The 16,296-nt window shown below is 39.8% G+C and carries 17 protein-coding genes; 12 read left to right on the top strand and 5 right to left on the bottom strand.

Features of this window, described 5'->3' with window-relative positions; genetic code table 11:
- Window positions 1–8: 8 nt before the first annotated feature.
- From ACXACJ_RS01810 to ACXACJ_RS01795, 4 genes are all read right to left on the bottom strand, one after another.
- Window positions 9–419, bottom strand: a complete 411-nt coding sequence (locus ACXACJ_RS01810; protein WP_475132553.1) for a hypothetical protein — start codon at window positions 417–419, stop codon at window positions 9–11.
- A gap of 86 nt (window positions 420–505) precedes the next feature.
- Entirely contained in the window at window positions 506–1,183 is a 678-nt protein-coding gene (gene mnmC2, locus ACXACJ_RS01805; RefSeq protein ID WP_475132552.1) for a tRNA (5-methylaminomethyl-2-thiouridine)(34)-methyltransferase MnmC2, read from the bottom strand.
- A complete protein-coding gene (gene ispF / locus ACXACJ_RS01800) occupies window positions 1,183–1,659 on the bottom strand; it encodes a 2-C-methyl-D-erythritol 2,4-cyclodiphosphate synthase (protein WP_475132551.1) in 477 nt (158 codons plus the stop codon). The genes mnmC2 and ispF overlap by 1 nt, the downstream gene beginning before the upstream one ends.
- A 3-nt stretch (window positions 1,660–1,662) precedes the next feature.
- Window positions 1,663–2,901 carry a M16 family metallopeptidase gene (locus ACXACJ_RS01795; RefSeq protein ID WP_475132550.1) on the bottom strand — a complete coding sequence of 413 codons (1,239 nt, stop codon included), beginning with the start codon at window positions 2,899–2,901 and terminating at the stop codon, window positions 1,663–1,665.
- 252 nt (window positions 2,902–3,153) lie between these two features.
- Here ACXACJ_RS01795 and ACXACJ_RS01790 point away from each other — a divergent pair, with 252 nt between their 5' ends.
- Together ACXACJ_RS01790 and ytxJ are read left to right on the top strand one after the other, a co-directional pair.
- Window positions 3,154–5,127, top strand: coding sequence for an alpha-ketoacid dehydrogenase subunit alpha/beta (locus tag ACXACJ_RS01790; protein ID WP_475132549.1), 1,974 nt, complete (start codon window positions 3,154–3,156; stop codon window positions 5,125–5,127).
- Between the two features lie 8 nt (window positions 5,128–5,135).
- Complete coding sequence (gene ytxJ, locus ACXACJ_RS01785) at window positions 5,136–5,513, top strand: bacillithiol system redox-active protein YtxJ (protein WP_475132548.1); 378 nt, start codon at window positions 5,136–5,138, stop codon at window positions 5,511–5,513.
- A 63-nt stretch (window positions 5,514–5,576) separates the two neighbouring features.
- Here ytxJ and ACXACJ_RS01780 read toward each other — a convergent pair whose 3' ends face one another.
- The gene (locus tag ACXACJ_RS01780; protein WP_475132547.1) at window positions 5,577–6,119 is read right to left on the bottom strand and encodes a hypothetical protein; all 543 of its coding nucleotides are present in this window, start codon (window positions 6,117–6,119) and stop codon (window positions 5,577–5,579) included.
- 405 nt (window positions 6,120–6,524) lie between these two features.
- On the opposite strand from ACXACJ_RS01780, the gene ACXACJ_RS01775 reads away from it, so the two are divergent.
- The 10 genes from ACXACJ_RS01775 (at window position 6,525) to ACXACJ_RS01730 (ending at window position 16,235) form a co-directional block, all read left to right on the top strand.
- Window positions 6,525–7,751 carry a DUF7477 domain-containing protein gene (locus ACXACJ_RS01775; RefSeq protein ID WP_475132546.1) on the top strand — a complete coding sequence of 409 codons (1,227 nt, stop codon included), beginning with the start codon at window positions 6,525–6,527 and terminating at the stop codon, window positions 7,749–7,751.
- Window positions 7,752–7,862: 111 nt separating this feature from the next.
- Window positions 7,863–8,114: a 30S ribosomal protein S20 gene (gene rpsT / locus ACXACJ_RS01770; protein WP_475132545.1), complete on the top strand. Its 252-nt coding sequence runs from the start codon at window positions 7,863–7,865 to the stop codon at window positions 8,112–8,114.
- A 117-nt stretch (window positions 8,115–8,231) separates the two neighbouring features.
- Window positions 8,232–8,921 (top strand): RadC family protein, encoded by a 690-nt coding sequence (gene radC, locus ACXACJ_RS01765; protein WP_475132544.1) that lies wholly within the window; start codon window positions 8,232–8,234, stop codon window positions 8,919–8,921.
- A 49-nt stretch (window positions 8,922–8,970) separates the two neighbouring features.
- Window positions 8,971–9,588, top strand: a complete 618-nt coding sequence (locus tag ACXACJ_RS01760) for a DUF1684 domain-containing protein (protein WP_475132543.1) — start codon at window positions 8,971–8,973, stop codon at window positions 9,586–9,588.
- Window positions 9,589–9,662: 74 nt separating this feature from the next.
- Window positions 9,663–12,080, top strand: a complete 2,418-nt coding sequence (gene pheT, locus ACXACJ_RS01755; protein WP_475132542.1) for a phenylalanine--tRNA ligase subunit beta — start codon at window positions 9,663–9,665, stop codon at window positions 12,078–12,080.
- A 3-nt stretch (window positions 12,081–12,083) separates the two neighbouring features.
- Complete coding sequence (locus ACXACJ_RS01750) at window positions 12,084–12,380, top strand: hypothetical protein (RefSeq protein WP_475132541.1); 297 nt, start codon at window positions 12,084–12,086, stop codon at window positions 12,378–12,380.
- A 60-nt stretch (window positions 12,381–12,440) separates the two neighbouring features.
- Window positions 12,441–12,680, top strand: coding sequence for a cell division protein ZapA (locus tag ACXACJ_RS01745; protein ID WP_475132540.1), 240 nt, complete (start codon window positions 12,441–12,443; stop codon window positions 12,678–12,680).
- Window positions 12,681–12,737: 57 nt separating this feature from the next.
- Window positions 12,738–14,303, top strand: a complete 1,566-nt coding sequence (gene rny / locus ACXACJ_RS01740) for a ribonuclease Y (RefSeq protein ID WP_475132539.1) — start codon at window positions 12,738–12,740, stop codon at window positions 14,301–14,303.
- Window positions 14,304–14,465: 162 nt separating this feature from the next.
- Complete coding sequence (locus tag ACXACJ_RS01735) at window positions 14,466–15,044, top strand: hypothetical protein (protein ID WP_475132538.1); 579 nt, start codon at window positions 14,466–14,468, stop codon at window positions 15,042–15,044.
- Window positions 15,045–15,059: 15 nt separating this feature from the next.
- Window positions 15,060–16,235 carry a LytTR family transcriptional regulator DNA-binding domain-containing protein gene (locus ACXACJ_RS01730; RefSeq protein WP_475132537.1) on the top strand — a complete coding sequence of 392 codons (1,176 nt, stop codon included), beginning with the start codon at window positions 15,060–15,062 and terminating at the stop codon, window positions 16,233–16,235.
- Window positions 16,236–16,296: the final 61 nt, after the last annotated feature.

Genomic DNA, 16,296 nt, shown 5'->3' with positions numbered 1-16,296 from the left:
CAGAGAAGTTATTTCACCATGCTCACGGAAAGCAATTCACCAGATTTTTTAAGTGGGGTTTTTACATCAACGATAATCTCTTCACCTACTTCAAAAAGTGATTCATCGGAAAAGGTGTGAAGCAAAACTCTTTCTCCAATTTGTGGCTTGATGGTCGCGAAAGTGGAACCATATTTCATGATTTCCTGAACAATAACGCCATACACATTACCTCGGCCTGAAGGATCGGATACCGATTCAACTTTGCCTTTGATGCGAAGTGCGTCTTTATTCATGGTAGAAACAGAAGCATCTTTGATTCCATCAGTGTTGATTTCAACTTGTTCTTGACTGCCTTTTTCAGTGGATTTGCACCCCGAGAAAAGCACAAGAAACAGAAACAAAATCAGATTAGCCCAACGATATTTTCTTACCATCATTTCGCAAAATTAACGTGCTTCAATATACGACTTATCATATTGAAGAATATCATAATTAGCTAAAAACTAAGCCATTCCTTGTTTTACTAAGGCTTGATTCCACGAACCATTTCCTTCTTTCCAGGAGGACCAGGCAAGGTTTCTACCTCCAAACCGAGAGAAGCCAAATCTCGCTTGAATTGCCCTTTAGCACAATACGTTACTAAAACAGCTTTGGCTGCCATCAACTGAACAGTTTTTTCAAGAACTTCGATAGCCCACATTTCCGATTGTTTGCTGGGCGCGAACGCATCGAAAAACACCAAATCGAAGTTTGACGAAGCCGAAAAATCCTGAAGTCTAGCTTGTGACTTGTACAAAGTGAAAAATGGATGGGCTTCATAATCTCTTTCCCAATCCGCGGCATGTAAATCGATAAGTTGGGATTGAACGTTTTCTCCATCGATAAACTCGTGGTAATTCAAAGCCGAATAAACCTCTTCTTTCAAGGGAAAAGGCTCCAAAGTGGTGAAATGAATTTGAATTTGGTTTTTCTTAGCCCAAACTGAGGCCAGCACAGCATTTAATCCCGTACCGAAACCAACCTCTAAAATCCTGATTTCACTTGGTCCATATTTCTGAACAAAGAAATCGAGCCCTTCTTTGATAAAAACATGGTTCGATTCGCGAACCGCTCCATGGAAAGAATGGTAAGTTTCGTTTAGTTCTGGATGGTAAAGCGAATGAGAACCATCTTCAGTAACGATGATTTTAACCTCAGTCATTATTTCTGAATCAAAACTGTAGCAAAAGCCGCCACGCCTTCTTCCTTGCCCACAAATCCAAGCTTTTCTGTTGTGGTAGCTTTAATAGACAAATCCTCTTCATCAATTTCCATCACTTGAGCTAAGCAGGCCTTCATTTCAGAAATATGTGGATTCACCTTTGGTCTCTCTAAACAAATGGTGCTATCGATATTACCGATAGAAAAACCTTTTTCTTTGATAAGATCAACTACTTCTTTCAATAAAATTTTGCTATCAATTCCTTTGAATTTGGGGTCTTTATCAGAAAAATGGTAGCCGATATCTCGAAGATTAGCCGCTCCTAAAAGTGCATCGCAGATTACATGAATCAACACATCGGCATCGGAATGGCCAACGGCTCCATGCGTATGAGGAACTTTAATTCCGCCCAACCAAAAATCTTTGCCTTCTTCTAATTTATGAACATCGTATCCGAAGCCTACTCTTATCTTCATTGTTTATTTTTTAGCGTGGTAATGTAGTACCGAAGCGTTTTCTTTTCTCAAAATTTTCGTGGCTTGCTCAGCAATGTCCTGCACTTGAACGGCTTGGATTTTCTCTCCTTCATGATTCACCAAATCAGGATCGCCCAAAGTCCATGCATAAGCTAAATTCATAGCACGATTAAGCACCTCCACTTCGCTAAATACAAGAGTTGATTCTGCTTTATTCTTTACTTTTTGAAGGGTATGTTCTTCAACTAATTCACTCTTGAAATGCTCTAGCAACTCCCAAATAGCGTCTTCTCCTTGTTGAATGCTTACTCCTGAATTCAACTTGCCATTGATTACCATCAAACCAGGATCCGTAGACCCCATAACATAGACATTCAACGCATTGAAAAGCCTTTTTTCGTCAACAAGTTCAGTATATAGCAATGAAGATTTACCCCTACCCAATACGTCACTCAGCAAATCGGCAGCATAATAGTCATCATCATTTCTGCCTGGCATATGGAAAGTCATGTAAAGTGAATCTGAAGGCACAGCTGCTTCAGTTTCCAACAGCCTATAACCCTCTTGTTTCGGTTCTAAAGGAAGATTTCTCTCGTATTTCTCCCCTTTAGGAATTCCACCAAACCACTTTTCAGAAAGTCGCTTTACTTCTTCAAAATCAACATTTCCAGCTACTACTAAAACCGCATTATTAGGAATGTAAAAGCGTTTGAAAAATGATTTCACATCTTCCATGGTTGCCTTTTCGATGTGTTCAATTTCTTTACCAATAGTAGCCCATTTATAAGGGTGCTTTTGATAAGCCAACGGCCTTAATTTTAGCCAAACATCGCCATAAGGTTGATTTAAATAACGCTGTTTAAACTCTTCAATTACCACGGAACGCTGCACTTCCAACACTTTAGGATCAAATGAAAGGCTCAACATTCTATCTGATTCCAGCCAAAAAGCTGTCTCTATATTTTCGGCAGGTAGTGTGATATAATAATTGGTAATATCCGGACTGGTAAAAGCATTGTTATCGCCTCCAACTTTCTGAAGTGGCTCATCATAATTGGGTACATTGGCTGAACCGCCAAACATTAAATGCTCGAAAAGATGAGCAAAACCAGTGCGGTTTTCATCTTCATCGCGAGATCCAACATCATAAAGTACATTCACCACAGCCATTGGTGTGGTTCGATCCTCATGATATATCACCTCAAGTCCGTTCTCTAATCTAAATCGTTCAAATTGGATCATACGCTATAGGTAGGCTGGCAAAATTATAAATTATGCCATTAATTATTGTCAATTGTTCCTATACTTTACTGATTGACTAAGAAGATTGTTCCGTATTATTTACGTTTCTACAAAAGTGGAAATCACACGCAGCTAAAAACGACATTAACAGCGGCCAAAAGCTACCCTGAAATTAAAATCCCCTGCTAAACAAATTGATTTCACAACTTCAAAAAGTCAGTTAATTTTGCCTCACACACCTACGGAACAAGTATGAGATTTAAGCGCGAAGGTTACTCCGATCAAGAACTCCTCTCTCTTTACGAGCAAATTTTGAGACCCCGAATGATCGAAGAGAAGATGTTGATTCTTCTTCGGCAAGGGAAAATCAGCAAATGGTTTTCAGGAATTGGTCAAGAAGCCGTTTCTGTAGGCGCGGTAAATGCCATTGAGCAAGAGGAATTCATTCTCCCCATGCACAGAAACCTTGGCGTTTTTACGGGAAGAAACATCCCTTACCATAGGCTTTTCGCACAGTTTCAAGGCAAAATGAGCGGCTTCACTAAAGGAAGAGATCGTTCTTTCCACTTCGGAACCAGAGAATACAATATTGTGGGAATGATTTCGCACCTAGGCCCGCAAATGGCCTTGGCCGATGGTATTGCCCTTGCGCATAAATTGAAGAAATCGAACAAGGCCACTTTAGTTTTTACGGGTGATGGAGCTAGTTCCGAAGGTGACTTCCATGAAGCGCTCAATGTAGCTGCCGTTTGGGATTTACCGGTGATTTTCGTGATTGAAAACAATGGTTACGGACTTTCGACCCCAAGCGAAGAGCAATTCCGCTTCAAAAACTTTGTAGACAAAGGGCCAGGATATGGCATAAAAGCCGTAAAAGTAGATGGCAATAATTTGCTGGAAGTGCACAGCACCATCAAGCAATTGGCTGAAGAAATTCGTCTTGAACCTAAACCCGTGATTCTGGAAGCCATGACTTTTAGAATGCGCGGACACGAAGAAGCTAGCGGCACCAAGTATGTTCCAAAAGAACTGATGGAAACCTGGGCGAAAAAAGACCCAGTGGAGAACTACGAAGCTTATTTGAAAAAGCAAAAAGTCCTAACCCAGGAAATTGAAGCTGAAATCCGCGAAAAAATCAAAGCCGATATTGAAGAAGGTTTAAACTTGGCTTACGAAGAAACCATTCCAGAAGCCACGCAAATCGAATTGGATGACATGTATGCGCCATTTGAGCAAACTGTCATCAATCCTAATTCAGATAACAGCTCAGAAAAAAGATTTGTTGATGCCATTTCTGATGGATTAAAACAAAGCCTCGAAAAACACGAAAACCTAGTGGTTATGGGGCAAGACATTGCTGAATATGGTGGTGTCTTCAAAATAACCGAAGGCTTTGTGGACACTTTCGGCAAAGATAGAATCCGGAACACTCCACTTTGCGAATCGGCCATTATTGGAACTGGATTAGGGCTTTGCATAAACGGTTACAAAGCAGTAGTAGAAATGCAGTTTGCAGATTTTGTCACCTGCGGTTTCAACCAAATCGTAAATAACTTGGCTAAAATCCATTACAGATGGGGTCAAAATGCAGATGTGGTTGTGCGTATGCCTACGGGCGCTGGTGTTCAAGCGGGTCCATTCCACTCTCAAAGCAACGAAGCTTGGTTTTTCCATACGCCTGGCTTAAAAATCGTTTACCCTAGCAACCCATATGATGCGAAAGGTTTATTAGCAGCAGCCATAGAAGACCCAAACCCTTATTTATATTTCGAGCATAAAGCACTTTATCGCTCTATATCCGATACAATTCCTGATGATTATTATACGGTAGAAGTTGGGAAAGCAGCTATTGCTCAACAAGGCTCTGAGCTTTCTATTATCACTTATGGAATGGGCGTTCATTGGGCTAAAGAAATCAGCGCTGAAATGGAAAGTTCTATAGAAATTATTGACCTAAGAACCCTTCTGCCTTGGGATAAAGAAGCTGTTGAAACTTCTGTAAAGAAAACCAACAAGGTTTTGGTATTGCACGAAGACACACTAACAGGCGGAATTGGAGCCGAAATCGCGGCTTGGATCAGTGAATATTGTTTTGAGCATTTAGACGCTCCTGTCGTTAGAGTTGGTAGTTTGGACACTGCCGTTCCTTTTGGCAAAAACCTAGAAGCAAACTTTCTTCCCAAACAAAGGTTGAAAGAGAAATTAAACGATCTATTAACATACTAATTTTAAGCATGTTCTGGAACAAAAAAGAAAAAGAGGGAGGCGAATCGAAAAGCGTAGAATGGCATAAGCTGGAGGATCTTGCACAGCTTGACGAGATTGTGAAAGAAAGCAGTTCGCAACCTGTAATGATATACAAACACAGTACTCGATGCGGTATTAGTAGCATGGCACTGAACAGGCTTGAAAGAGGCTGGACTTCAGAAGGAGACAACATTAAAGCCTACTACTTAGACCTTATTCGCTTTAGGGAAATCTCAAATGCTGTCGCTCAAAAATTTGAGGTTTACCACGAATCCCCTCAAGTTCTATTAATAAAAAATGGTAAAGCGATTTTTGATGAATCGCATATGGGCATCAGCTTTGAAACCATTATCAAAAATGCTTAAACAAAAATGGCGCCCTTTCGGTACGCCATTTTCAAACTATTATCTATTTACTAACTTCTCTTTTTAAAATACTCTTATCCAAACTCCAGGAACCCAAATCCTAATACCTCCGATAACGGAATATCTGCCTGGTTGCCATCTGTGATAATCCCTCTTGATAGTCCAATGCCCGGCAATCCAAACATCTCTTCTCAACCTTCTATCGTATTGCCAATAGCCATTTACCCAAATATGTCTTGAGCTAGGGGCAGCACTTCTATGTATGCTGTGTCTTCTTCCATTGCGGAAGTCATAATCGTAGTAAACATTGGTTACATGAACATTCCTGTTTCCTCTTGGCTCACTCTGGCGATATCCTCTTCGGGTAACCACGGTTCTTTTTACTACTTTTTCATTTCTACCATTTCTGGTTTTAGTAGTGTAAACTTTAGTTCTGTTACCTCTTCTATCGTCATTTCTTGCATGCTGTTTGTTATCATGCTTCTTTTCTACTTTATGACGATCGTTTTCTTTCCTTCTGTCGTTACCTCTTTTTTGAGCGTACATTTGACCTTCTGCAAACAACCCAAGAGATAAGATTCCTATAAACAGTATCATTCGTTTCATAACCTTTGATATTTAGTGTTCAACATCAGGTCCGGACCACTTTATTAATGCATTGAACTTGCTTTACTCCATTACCGTGCCAAAAAAGAAAATGGAAGGAAATTTTAGGTAGCCCTCAAGAAACAGCCCTGTTTTAACAACAACTTTTCAGTTTTATAATAACTTTGAAGTTCAGAGCCCTTCTTTTTAACAATTCCAAAAAATGAGATTCATTTATCCAAACCTAGTACCCAGGGCTTTCTTATTTGGCTCCAATTTTGATCGCAGTTCAAAAATATTCGCGTTAATAGATTTTCATTAACCAGAAGCCATTTTTAAAGAAGTACCAGAAGAAGGAATATGTAATATTATTCTGAATTCGTAAATTGTTAACTATTCCCCAAAAACCGCATTTGCGACAAAACCATGAAAAAACTGCTTATTCTAGCGCTTTTAATATTCTCACTATCCGATGCTTTTAGCCAATTCCGTGTAGTGGTAACCTACGGAGGCAGCATATCGAACCAGAGATGGAAACGAAGAGAAACTTTCCCCAAGGATGACATTTCTAAAGATTGGGATGATGATTTTTACCTAACCAGCGTCAGCTATAACGATGGCAATTGGAGCATTATATCATCCAAAGGAATCGGATATACAACTCAGGCATGGAGAACCCGGGAAGAATTTCCAGAAAAAGAAATAGATGAACTTTGGGAAGATGGCTATGCTATAACCGACTTAACCTACGGCAATGGAGTTTGGGCCTTGGTAATGTCTAAAGGAACAGACTACAATAGCCAGTCATGGTCTACAAGAAGTGAATTTCCGAAAGAACGAATTAAAGAATTTTGGAATGATGACAAAAACATTCTGAAAATCGCATATGGTCAAGAAAAATGGGCGGTGGTGGCCACAAAAACCGACAATATTATCACTCAGAAATGGGAAACCTCAGCTGATTATCCTGCCAAACAAATCGAAGAAGCAGATGCTGATGGCTACTCCATTACTCAATTAGAATACCTTAACGACAGATGGGTTTTGATTCTTTCTAAATACAAGGGCTATAGAGACCAATACGTAGTTAAAGGTGATGATTACCCTACCGATGGCATAAGAGGCGCTTGGGACAACGATTTTTACATAACAGGCGTGGGCTACTACGACAGTGATGATGATTATATTCTGGGCTTGCTTGATGCAATGGACCCAGATACTCCGACAACTACAACAACCAATACTACTACAGAAACACGTCCTGAGAGCACACGAGACCCCAGATTGTACGGGAAATGGGTTGGCAAAACACCTGGAGATGAATTAGAAAGTTACCTAACCTTCTTCGATGATAACCGAATTATATTCGAATCTGGCGATCAAATACTCGGAGGAAAAGACTATGTAATGGATGGCATTAAACTGGACATCTTTTACGAATTGAATACTCAGGTTCGCCCACATCAAATTGATATAGTCTATGAAATAGACGGAGAAGAAAAGAGTAGGCTTAAAGGCATTTTTGAATTTGTGGGAAAAACGGAAATGGTTATGGCTCTGGCCACTGATGCTGATAATGACCGCCCAAACAGCATCACTCAAATCAGTAAAAACGGCCCTACTCCTACTAGATTTAGAAAAACAAATAAATAGCGTGTACAACTCCCTTATTAAACTCAAACAAATTTACCTACAGCTATTTGTTAATAAAGGAATTAACCCTATCTTTGCATCCCAAATTTGAGAATCGTAAGTAATAAATAGATGGCAAATCACAAATCTGCATTAAAAAGGATACGTTCTAACGAGGCTAAACGCTTGAGAAACCGTTACCAGCACAAAACTACACGTACCTTCATCAAAAGATTGAGAGCGACTTATGACAAAAATGAGGCTCAAGAGCTGCTCAAAACTGTGATCAGCATGTTAGACAAGTTGGCTAAGAAAAACATTATTCATAAGAATAAGGCAGCTAACAATAAGTCTAAATTAACCAAGTTGGTTAACGGCCTTTAATTAAAAAAGGCTTAAGATATTGTAACCGAACTCCGCTAAGGGGTTCGGTTTTTTGCATTATACCATACACTCTTCCAGTGGATTTCTTATATTCATTCTCTTTTTACTCAAATTTCAATGGAGAAAGGCTTGAATATTCTAAGTTGGGCTGAAGAAGATCGTCCCAGAGAAAAACTTCTTTTAAAAGGCAGATCCACTTTGACCGATGCCGAACTCATTGCCATACTCATTGGCTCAGGCTCCAGAGAATTAAGCGCAGTCGATTTAAGCAAACACATTCTAAACCACGCCAGCAACGACTTGAATCAACTGGCAAAATTCACAGTGAGCGAACTTCAAAAGTTCAAAGGAATTGGAGAAGCAAAAGCCATTTCCATAGTCAGCGCGCTTGAACTTGGCCGAAGACGGAAGAATACCGAAGCCAGAACAACCCCAAAGATTACCTGTAGTGAGGATGTTTACCACCTTATGAAACCTGATTTGATGGATTTACCAACCGAGCAATTCTGGACAATAATGCTCAAAAGGAACAATCAGGTAATTCAAAAAAGAAGAATTAGCGATGGCGGGGTTTCAGGTACCGTAGCCGACCCAAAAGTCATTTTCAAAAAAGCGATTGAAGACCTAGCCAGCGGTATCATTCTCGTCCACAACCATCCTTCTGGCAACCTAAGCCCGAGCCAGGCCGACATTAGGCTCACCGAAAAACTTCAATCGGCCGGAAAACTGTTAGAAATCCCTGTGCTTGACCATATCATTTTTACCGATCATGGCTACACCAGCCTAGCTGACAAAGGATTGATGTAAAGCTTCATTCAGCTTTCGGAATACCAATTTTCAACCTTAAATTGCGGCCATGAAAAGGAGCACCATTTTCACAATTCTGGTAATTCTACTTTTGGGCGTTACCATCCTCAACTTCCTAACGATTGGCGAAAGCGAAGAAGATTATATTGAGCGTATAGAAACGGAGCGCAAAGATAGAGATGGCAGAATGCTCGCCTCCTCTTCACCTATTCCAGAAAATGAGAGAAAGGACTTTAAGGGATTGAATTACTACCCTGTAAATGAAGATTTTAAAGTAAGAGCTAAACTCATTCCGGTTGAAAGAAAGCAACCAATTTTCGTTCCTACTACTACGGGCGATAAAGAGAAATACCTCCCTTGGGCCTATGCACAATTTGAAATGGGTGGCAAAGAAAACAAACTTCTTTTGTATGAAGCATGGGAAGACGCCAATCCCAATCGCATCTTTTTAATGTTTGCCGATGAAACCAGTGGAGAAGAAACCTATGGAGGTGGGCGCTACATGGACCTTGAAAAAACGAACACCAATTCCATTGTTCTGGATTTCAATACGGCCTACAATCCTTACTGCCATTTCAACCCAGACTACAGCTGCCCTATCCCTCCGAAAGAAAATATCCTGTCTATCCCAATTAAAGCTGGCGAAAAACTGTACAAAAAGTATTAAGCACATTGACGGAAAAGTTAAATCACTAATTTTGCTTTTCATCAAAAACTGATGATCAAAGTAAAATTGTTGGTATGAAGATTTCCCTTAATTGGCTTAAACAATATATAGATCTTACTGAATCACCTGAAAAAATCGCAGCATTGCTTACTGGCTCTGGGCTAGAAGTTGAAGGCTGGGAAGAAATAGAATCGGTGAAAGGCGGCCTTAAAGGCCTTGTGATTGGCGAAGTTTTAACTTGCGAAAAACACCCAAACGCAGATAAGCTAAGCGTTACCACTGTAGATATTGGCGCAGAAGAACCTTCTCCCATTGTTTGTGGAGCTCCGAATGTAGCCGCTGGGCAAAAAGTTGTGATCGCCACAGTTGGCGCTACACTTTACCCAAACGAAGGCGAACCATTCCAAATCAAAAAGGCCAAAATAAGAGGAGAAGCTTCTCAAGGAATGATTTGTGCCGAAGATGAAATCGGCTTGGGCAATTCTCATGCAGGAATTATGGTGCTTGACACCGATTTACCCAACGGAACTCCAGCGGCAGAATACTTTAAGCTAAGTTCTGATTTCGTTTTCGAAATAGGCTTAACGCCAAACCGCGCTGATGGAGCCTCACATTTAGGCACAGCACGCGACCTAAAAGCGCTTCTTTCAAAAGAAATCATTCGACCAAGTGTCGAAAATTTCAAAGTAGACAATGAAGACAGAACAATACCCGTCTCAGTTGAAAACACTGAAGCGTGCCCTCGTTATTCTTCCCTTACCATTTCGGGTGTTACGGTAAAAGAATCTCCGGATTGGCTTAAGGAAAGACTAAAAGCCATTGGAATCAACCCAACAAACAATGTGGTTGACGTAACCAATTACGTGCTACACAGCTTTGGCCAACCAATGCACGCATTCGATGCCGATGAAATTTCTGGCGGAAAAGTTATCGTAAAAACGCTTCCAGAAGGAACTCCATTTATCACGTTGGATGAAAAAGAACGAAAACTTGCTGAGACAGATCTTATGATTTGCAATGGCGAAGGAGTAGGCATGTGTATTGGTGGGGTTTTCGGAGGTATAAAATCTGGGGTAAAAACTTCTACCAAAAACATTTTCTTAGAAAGTGCTTATTTCTCTCCTGATTACATCAGAAGAAGTGCTCAAAAACACCAACTCAAAACAGATGCTTCTTTCCGTTACGAAAGAGGAACCGACCCTGACATCACAGTTTATGCTTTGAAATATTCGGCACTATTAATTCAAGAATTAGCTGGGGGAGAAATTTCATCACAAATTTCCGATATCTACCCTAACCCGATCAAGCCTTTTGAAGTACCGGCCAAATATTCCAGAATTGCTCAACTTATGGGCAAGGATATTGGAAAAGAAAGCGTCAAAAGCATTCTCAATAGCCTAGACATTGAACTGACCAACGAAACAGAGGAAGGGTTTACCGCTATTGTTCCGCCTTACAGAGTGGATGTTCAAAGAGAAGCGGACATTGTTGAAGAAGTGCTTAGAATTTATGGATACAACAATATTGAAATCCAGGATCACTTAAGCAGTTCTTTCCTATCTGAATTTCAAGCGAAAGATGCGGACAGCATTCAAAAAGAGACTACAAGAACTTTAGCCGGAGCTGGTTTTAACGAGATTGTAACCAACTCTTTAACTAAGGATGGTTATTCCAACGAAGTTGAAAGCATTGACACCGAAGAGAACGTTAAAATACTGAACTACTTGAGCGAAGATTTGAACGTTATGCGTCAAAGTCTTCTGTTCCATGGGCTGGAAGTAATTGATAGAAACATCAAAAGAAGATATACCGACCTTAAATTATTTGAGTTCGGCACTACTTACCACCTGATCAATGGCAAATATGTAGAAAGAGCTCGATTGGCAATTTACATGACGGGCCAAATAACTCAAGAAAGCTGGTTATCGCCAAGCAGAAATGTAAACTTTCATGATTTAGCCTCAATCGTATATAAGCTATTGCACAAATTCGGTGTAACCAGAACGGACTCTGAAGACGTTCAATCTGATTTATTCAGTTACGGGCTCACCATTTCGGTAAACAAAAAGCCTTTGGTTCATTTGGGCAAGGTTGGTAAAAAAGCAAGTCAGCTAGCCGATGTTTCAAACGAAGTTTTCTATGCTGACTTTGATTGGGCATACCTGAAAAAACTATCTTCTCCAGACTTTACCTTCGAACCAATTTCTAAATACCCTGAGGTAAAAAGAGATTTATCGTTGGTAATTGATAAAGCCGTGAAATTTGATGACATTAGAAAATTATCGGCAAAACTTGAGAGATCTCTGATCAACCGTATTAACGTTTTCGATGTGTACGAAGGAGACAAAATTGACAGTGGCAAAAAAGCTTACGCGATGAGTTTCTACCTTCAAGACCAAGAAAAAACGCTTACCGATAAAGTTATCGACAAAACCATGTCGCGCTTAATGCAAGGTTTTGAAAGAGAATTAGGCGCTATCATTAGAAAATAAAAAATGGCAGAACTATCACTTTTTGATCGCTTAAACCATGTACGCCAACAGTTGAAAAAACTAGTGGATGCACATGAGCTTTTAAAGGCCGAGCGCAATCAGCTGATAGACAAAAACAAGGAACTGAATCAGGAAATCAGCAGCCTTAAAGGGCAATTGGCTGATTTTCAAAATCAGTTTAAAATCACTAAAATTGTAGCAAACACAACCGTAGAGAAGGAAGAATCTACAGAGTTGAAACATAAGTTAAACGAGTACATTAAGGAAATAGATAAATGTATTGCTCATTTAAGTGAGTAGTATAATCATATGGTAGATATTCTATCAATAAAAATCAAAATTGGGGACAGAGAGTACCCTATGAAGGTTAAACCTGAAGAGGAGCAAAGGGTACGAAGTGCAAGTAAAATTATCAACGAAAAGTTGAGGTCTTACAGAGACCAGTTTGGAATAGACGACAAGGAGGATCTTTTGGCCATGGTGGCATTCGATTGTCTAGTGTCTAAAATGAAGGTAGAAGATGATTTTGCCTCCGTAGACAACACCACTGCAAGCCAAATTGACCAACTTGAAAACATGATAAAAAGCGCCATCTCCTAAAATCCTTATAGCTGTTTCAATACGTAATCACTTCCCAATCTACCTATAAATATACTTATGGGAGATACATTAACAATCCTCATTACAGCCATCGTAGCGTTGGGTGTTGGGGTGTTCATAGGGCGAATACTTCTTCAGAAGGTCAACCAAAAAGCCGCCAAAGAACTTGAAGAAAAAGGTAAACTTATTATTAAAGAAGCTGAATTAACAGCCGAAACCCTCAAGAAAGATAGAATTCTTGAAGCCAAAGAAAAGTACCTTAAACTGAAATCAGAGTTCGAAGACGAAGTAAATCGCAAGAAAAATCAAATTATCTCTAACGAGAATAAATTAAAGCAAAGAGAATCAAATCTTCAGTCGCAACAAGAAAAAACCAAACGCAAGGAAGCTGAGCTAGACAGCTTGAAAGAGAATGTTGAAGCTCAATTGGAAATTGTTAGAAAACGAAGAGAAGAGCTCGACAAAAAGCTTGAAGAGAAAATCAAAGAGCTTGAAAAAATAGCTCAGTTTTCTGCCGATGAAGCTCGTGAACAATTGATTGAAACGCTGAAAGTTGAAGCAGAATCCAACGCCTCTGCCTTGATCAAAGATATTGTTGACGAAGCCAAACTGACTGCAGCAAAAGATGCCAAGAAAATCGTGATCGAATCGATTCAGAGAACTGCTACAGAGCATGCCATTGAAAACTGCGTGTCTATTTTCAATATCGAAAGTGACGACATCAAAGGTAAAATCATTGGTAGAGAAGGTAGAAATATCCGTGCTCTCGAAGCAGCAACAGGTGTAGAAATTATTGTAGACGATACTCCAGAGGCAATTATCATTTCAGGTTTCGATCCTGTTAGAAGAGAAATTGCAAGGCTTTCTTTGCACAGATTGGTTACTGACGGAAGAATTCACCCAGCAAGAATTGAAGAAATCGTTCAGAAAACGACCAAAAATATTGAAGAAGAGATTGTTGAAATCGGAGAAAGAACCGTTATCGACCTTGGTATTCACGGTTTACATCCTGAGTTAATCAAGCTTGTAGGCCGTATGAGATTCCGTTCTTCTTATGGTCAAAACTTGCTTCAACACTCACGCGAAGTTGCGAGACTTTGCGCTACTATGGCCTCTGAACTAGGCTTAAATGCAAAAAGAGCAAAAAGAGCAGGTCTTCTTCACGATATTGGAAAGGTTTGGCCAGATGAGCCAGAAATGCCTCACGCACTTTTGGGAATGGAACTGGCTCAGAAATACAAAGAGCACCCAGAGGTTTGCAATGCCATTGGAGCTCACCACGATGAGATAGAAATGACCTCTATGATTTCTCCTTTGGTTCAGGCTTGTGATGCTATCTCAGGTTCAAGACCAGGCGCAAGACGCGAAGTGATGGAATCGTACATTAAGCGATTGAAAGAACTAGAAGCTTTAGCGTTGGATTTTGAGGGTGTTAATAAATGTTATGCAATCCAAGCGGGTAGAGAGCTTAGAGTTTTGGTAGATGCCGAATCTGTAACCGATACTTTAGCAAGTCAGCTTTCATTTGATATTTCTCAGAAAATCGAGAAAGACATGCAATATCCAGGACAAATTAAGGTGACTGTAATCCGAGAAATGAGAGCCGTAAATTACGCTAAGTAATAAACTTTCAATTTCGTAAAATACTGAAAAGAGCCTTAGGGCTCTTTTTTATTGAGCTTCAAACAACCATCAATTCCCCTTCTAAACTACGATCTTTTGATAAATTACTTGTAAAACTAGGCCTAGAGGTCTATTTTTCGATAAGTGTGCCAATGTAGTGTAATGATGTTAGGTAGAGGGAGAGCTCTTCTTATTTTGCTTCTATTTTTTCTTTCAACCACCATAAAAGGTCAAGAAAGAGACTTTCAACAGATCAAGGATGAAATCCTGAACGCGAAATCTGAAAGAGACAGAATCATCAGTTTGATCAATCTGGGAAGTTCTTACGCCAGACAATATCCCGACAGCATTATTTTCTATGCCGATTCGATTGGCAGAATGGAACTCTTAGCTCCTGATTTAGCAGATGCAGGAGAAACTTACCTCGAAGCCCTGGCGCTTTATCAATCAAACCGCATCCAAACGGCTATCCCCCTTTTTGAGGAAAGCGCTCAGAAATTCGCCAATATTGAAGAGAATGACTTGGAATTTGGAAGCCTAAACTTTTTGGGCGTTGCATACATTCGAACCAATCAACTCGACAAAGCAGTAATTGCATTTAATCAAATTTTGGATAGCGATTTAGTTCTAACCCCGATTCAAAAAGCTGGAGTGCATGCAAATTTATCTAATGCTTATCGCAGAATTGGTGATTTCGTAAAAGCCATTCGCCATTTGGAAGAAAACATTGAGCTGACTTAAAACAACCCAAACTCGTTGGCTTTTGCTTACATGAATTTGGGCACCATGTACATGCATTTAGAAATGTATGACGAAGCCCTCTCCACACTTTTGACTGGAGAAGATTTTCTATCGCCAACTCAGCAAAGCTCAATGAGAGCTTCGTTTAAAACCAATATTGGAGAAACCTACGCATCACTTGACAAACCTGCCGAGTCATTTCGCTATTATCAAGAAGCCATAAAAATTGCTGAAGAAAATAATCAGACACCTCAGCTCATAAGGCCTTATACTTTAATGGCTTCAGCATTTCTAGAAACGGGAAATATGGATAGTTCTGCCTACTACATAGGAAAAGCAAAACAAATTCCAGAGAACTTCTCTCCTCCACCATTATTAATTCAGCTTATGCTCGTTGAATTGAAATTAGAAGCGGCACAAAAGAGGTATGAAGATGCCCTGAAAGTCGGGTTAGAATTGCAGGATTATGCCAATAGCAAAAACTTGGTAGTTCAAACTCAAGATGCTTTTGGAGAGATCGCCTTACTGTACGAAAGGTTGAATAATCCAGAAAAGGCGTTGGAATACAAAAAGCTTCAAGCTGATTTATTAGCATTTTCAGCAAGTCAAGCGGATGAAGGTCAAATAAGTGTGGCAAGGGCCGCACTTCAACAAGCTGAACACGAAAATGAGCTTCAAGAAGAACGAAGTTCAAAAGCCTTTTATCAGAAACTCAGTTTTCAAATAAGCGGCTTAAGTTCTATCACCATATTTCTTTGCCTGTTTCTTTATCGCAAATTCAAGCATCAGAAAAATGAAACAGAGTTGAAGGAGTATGAACTGGCCGAATTAAACAATCAGATTCAATCAATAAAGGATACTCATCAAGCCAAAAATGATGCTTTTATAACCCTGAAAAGTAAGGCCGTAATTACCTTAAGTGACATCATTTATATAAAATCAGATGGTCCCTATTTAGAATTCTTTCTTTCAGGGAAAAACACTCCAGAAATTGACAGGAATAGCCTTAAAAGCATCATTAGCTTATTGCCAGAAGATTATTTCATACAAACTCACCGCTCGTACATTGTGAATATCGATCATATTAAAGCGGTATATTCAACCAAATTGACCTTGAGTAACCACAGCGAAATTCCCGTTTCCAGAAGTTTTAAAGACGATGTGAACAGACTGTTCAAAGGAAAGGCATAACCTAAATTCGAAATCCAGAATATCGTTGAAAACAAAGCCAGTAAGCTCAGAAATTTCTCTG

Source organism: Roseivirga sp. AWQ4_251 (assembly GCF_056158225.1).
The sequence above is the reverse complement of the archived record's forward strand: the minus strand, read 5'-3'. Positions and strand labels throughout refer to the sequence as shown.

Coding starts and splice junctions, on each gene's coding strand:
- mnmC2 (WP_475132552.1), bottom strand. CDS start 1,183: ATGACTGAGGTTAAAATCATCGTTACTGAAGATGGTTCTCATTCGCTT.
- rpsT (WP_475132545.1), top strand. CDS start 7,863: ATGGCAAATCACAAATCTGCATTAAAAAGGATACGTTCTAACGAGGCT.
- ACXACJ_RS01760 (WP_475132543.1), top strand. CDS start 8,971: ATGAAAAGGAGCACCATTTTCACAATTCTGGTAATTCTACTTTTGGGC.
- ispF (WP_475132551.1), bottom strand. CDS start 1,659: ATGAAGATAAGAGTAGGCTTCGGATACGATGTTCATAAATTAGAAGAA.
- ACXACJ_RS01790 (WP_475132549.1), top strand. CDS start 3,154: ATGAGATTTAAGCGCGAAGGTTACTCCGATCAAGAACTCCTCTCTCTT.
- pheT (WP_475132542.1), top strand. CDS start 9,663: ATGAAGATTTCCCTTAATTGGCTTAAACAATATATAGATCTTACTGAA.
- rny (WP_475132539.1), top strand. CDS start 12,738: ATGGGAGATACATTAACAATCCTCATTACAGCCATCGTAGCGTTGGGT.
- ACXACJ_RS01780 (WP_475132547.1), bottom strand. CDS start 6,119: ATGAAACGAATGATACTGTTTATAGGAATCTTATCTCTTGGGTTGTTT.
- ACXACJ_RS01745 (WP_475132540.1), top strand. CDS start 12,441: ATGAAGGTTAAACCTGAAGAGGAGCAAAGGGTACGAAGTGCAAGTAAA.
- ACXACJ_RS01735 (WP_475132538.1), top strand. CDS start 14,466: ATGATGTTAGGTAGAGGGAGAGCTCTTCTTATTTTGCTTCTATTTTTT.
- ACXACJ_RS01750 (WP_475132541.1), top strand. CDS start 12,084: ATGGCAGAACTATCACTTTTTGATCGCTTAAACCATGTACGCCAACAG.
- ACXACJ_RS01810 (WP_475132553.1), bottom strand. CDS start 419: ATGATGGTAAGAAAATATCGTTGGGCTAATCTGATTTTGTTTCTGTTT.
- ytxJ (WP_475132548.1), top strand. CDS start 5,136: ATGTTCTGGAACAAAAAAGAAAAAGAGGGAGGCGAATCGAAAAGCGTA.
- ACXACJ_RS01795 (WP_475132550.1), bottom strand. CDS start 2,901: ATGATCCAATTTGAACGATTTAGATTAGAGAACGGACTTGAGGTGATA.
- radC (WP_475132544.1), top strand. CDS start 8,232: ATGGAGAAAGGCTTGAATATTCTAAGTTGGGCTGAAGAAGATCGTCCC.
- ACXACJ_RS01775 (WP_475132546.1), top strand. CDS start 6,525: ATGAAAAAACTGCTTATTCTAGCGCTTTTAATATTCTCACTATCCGAT.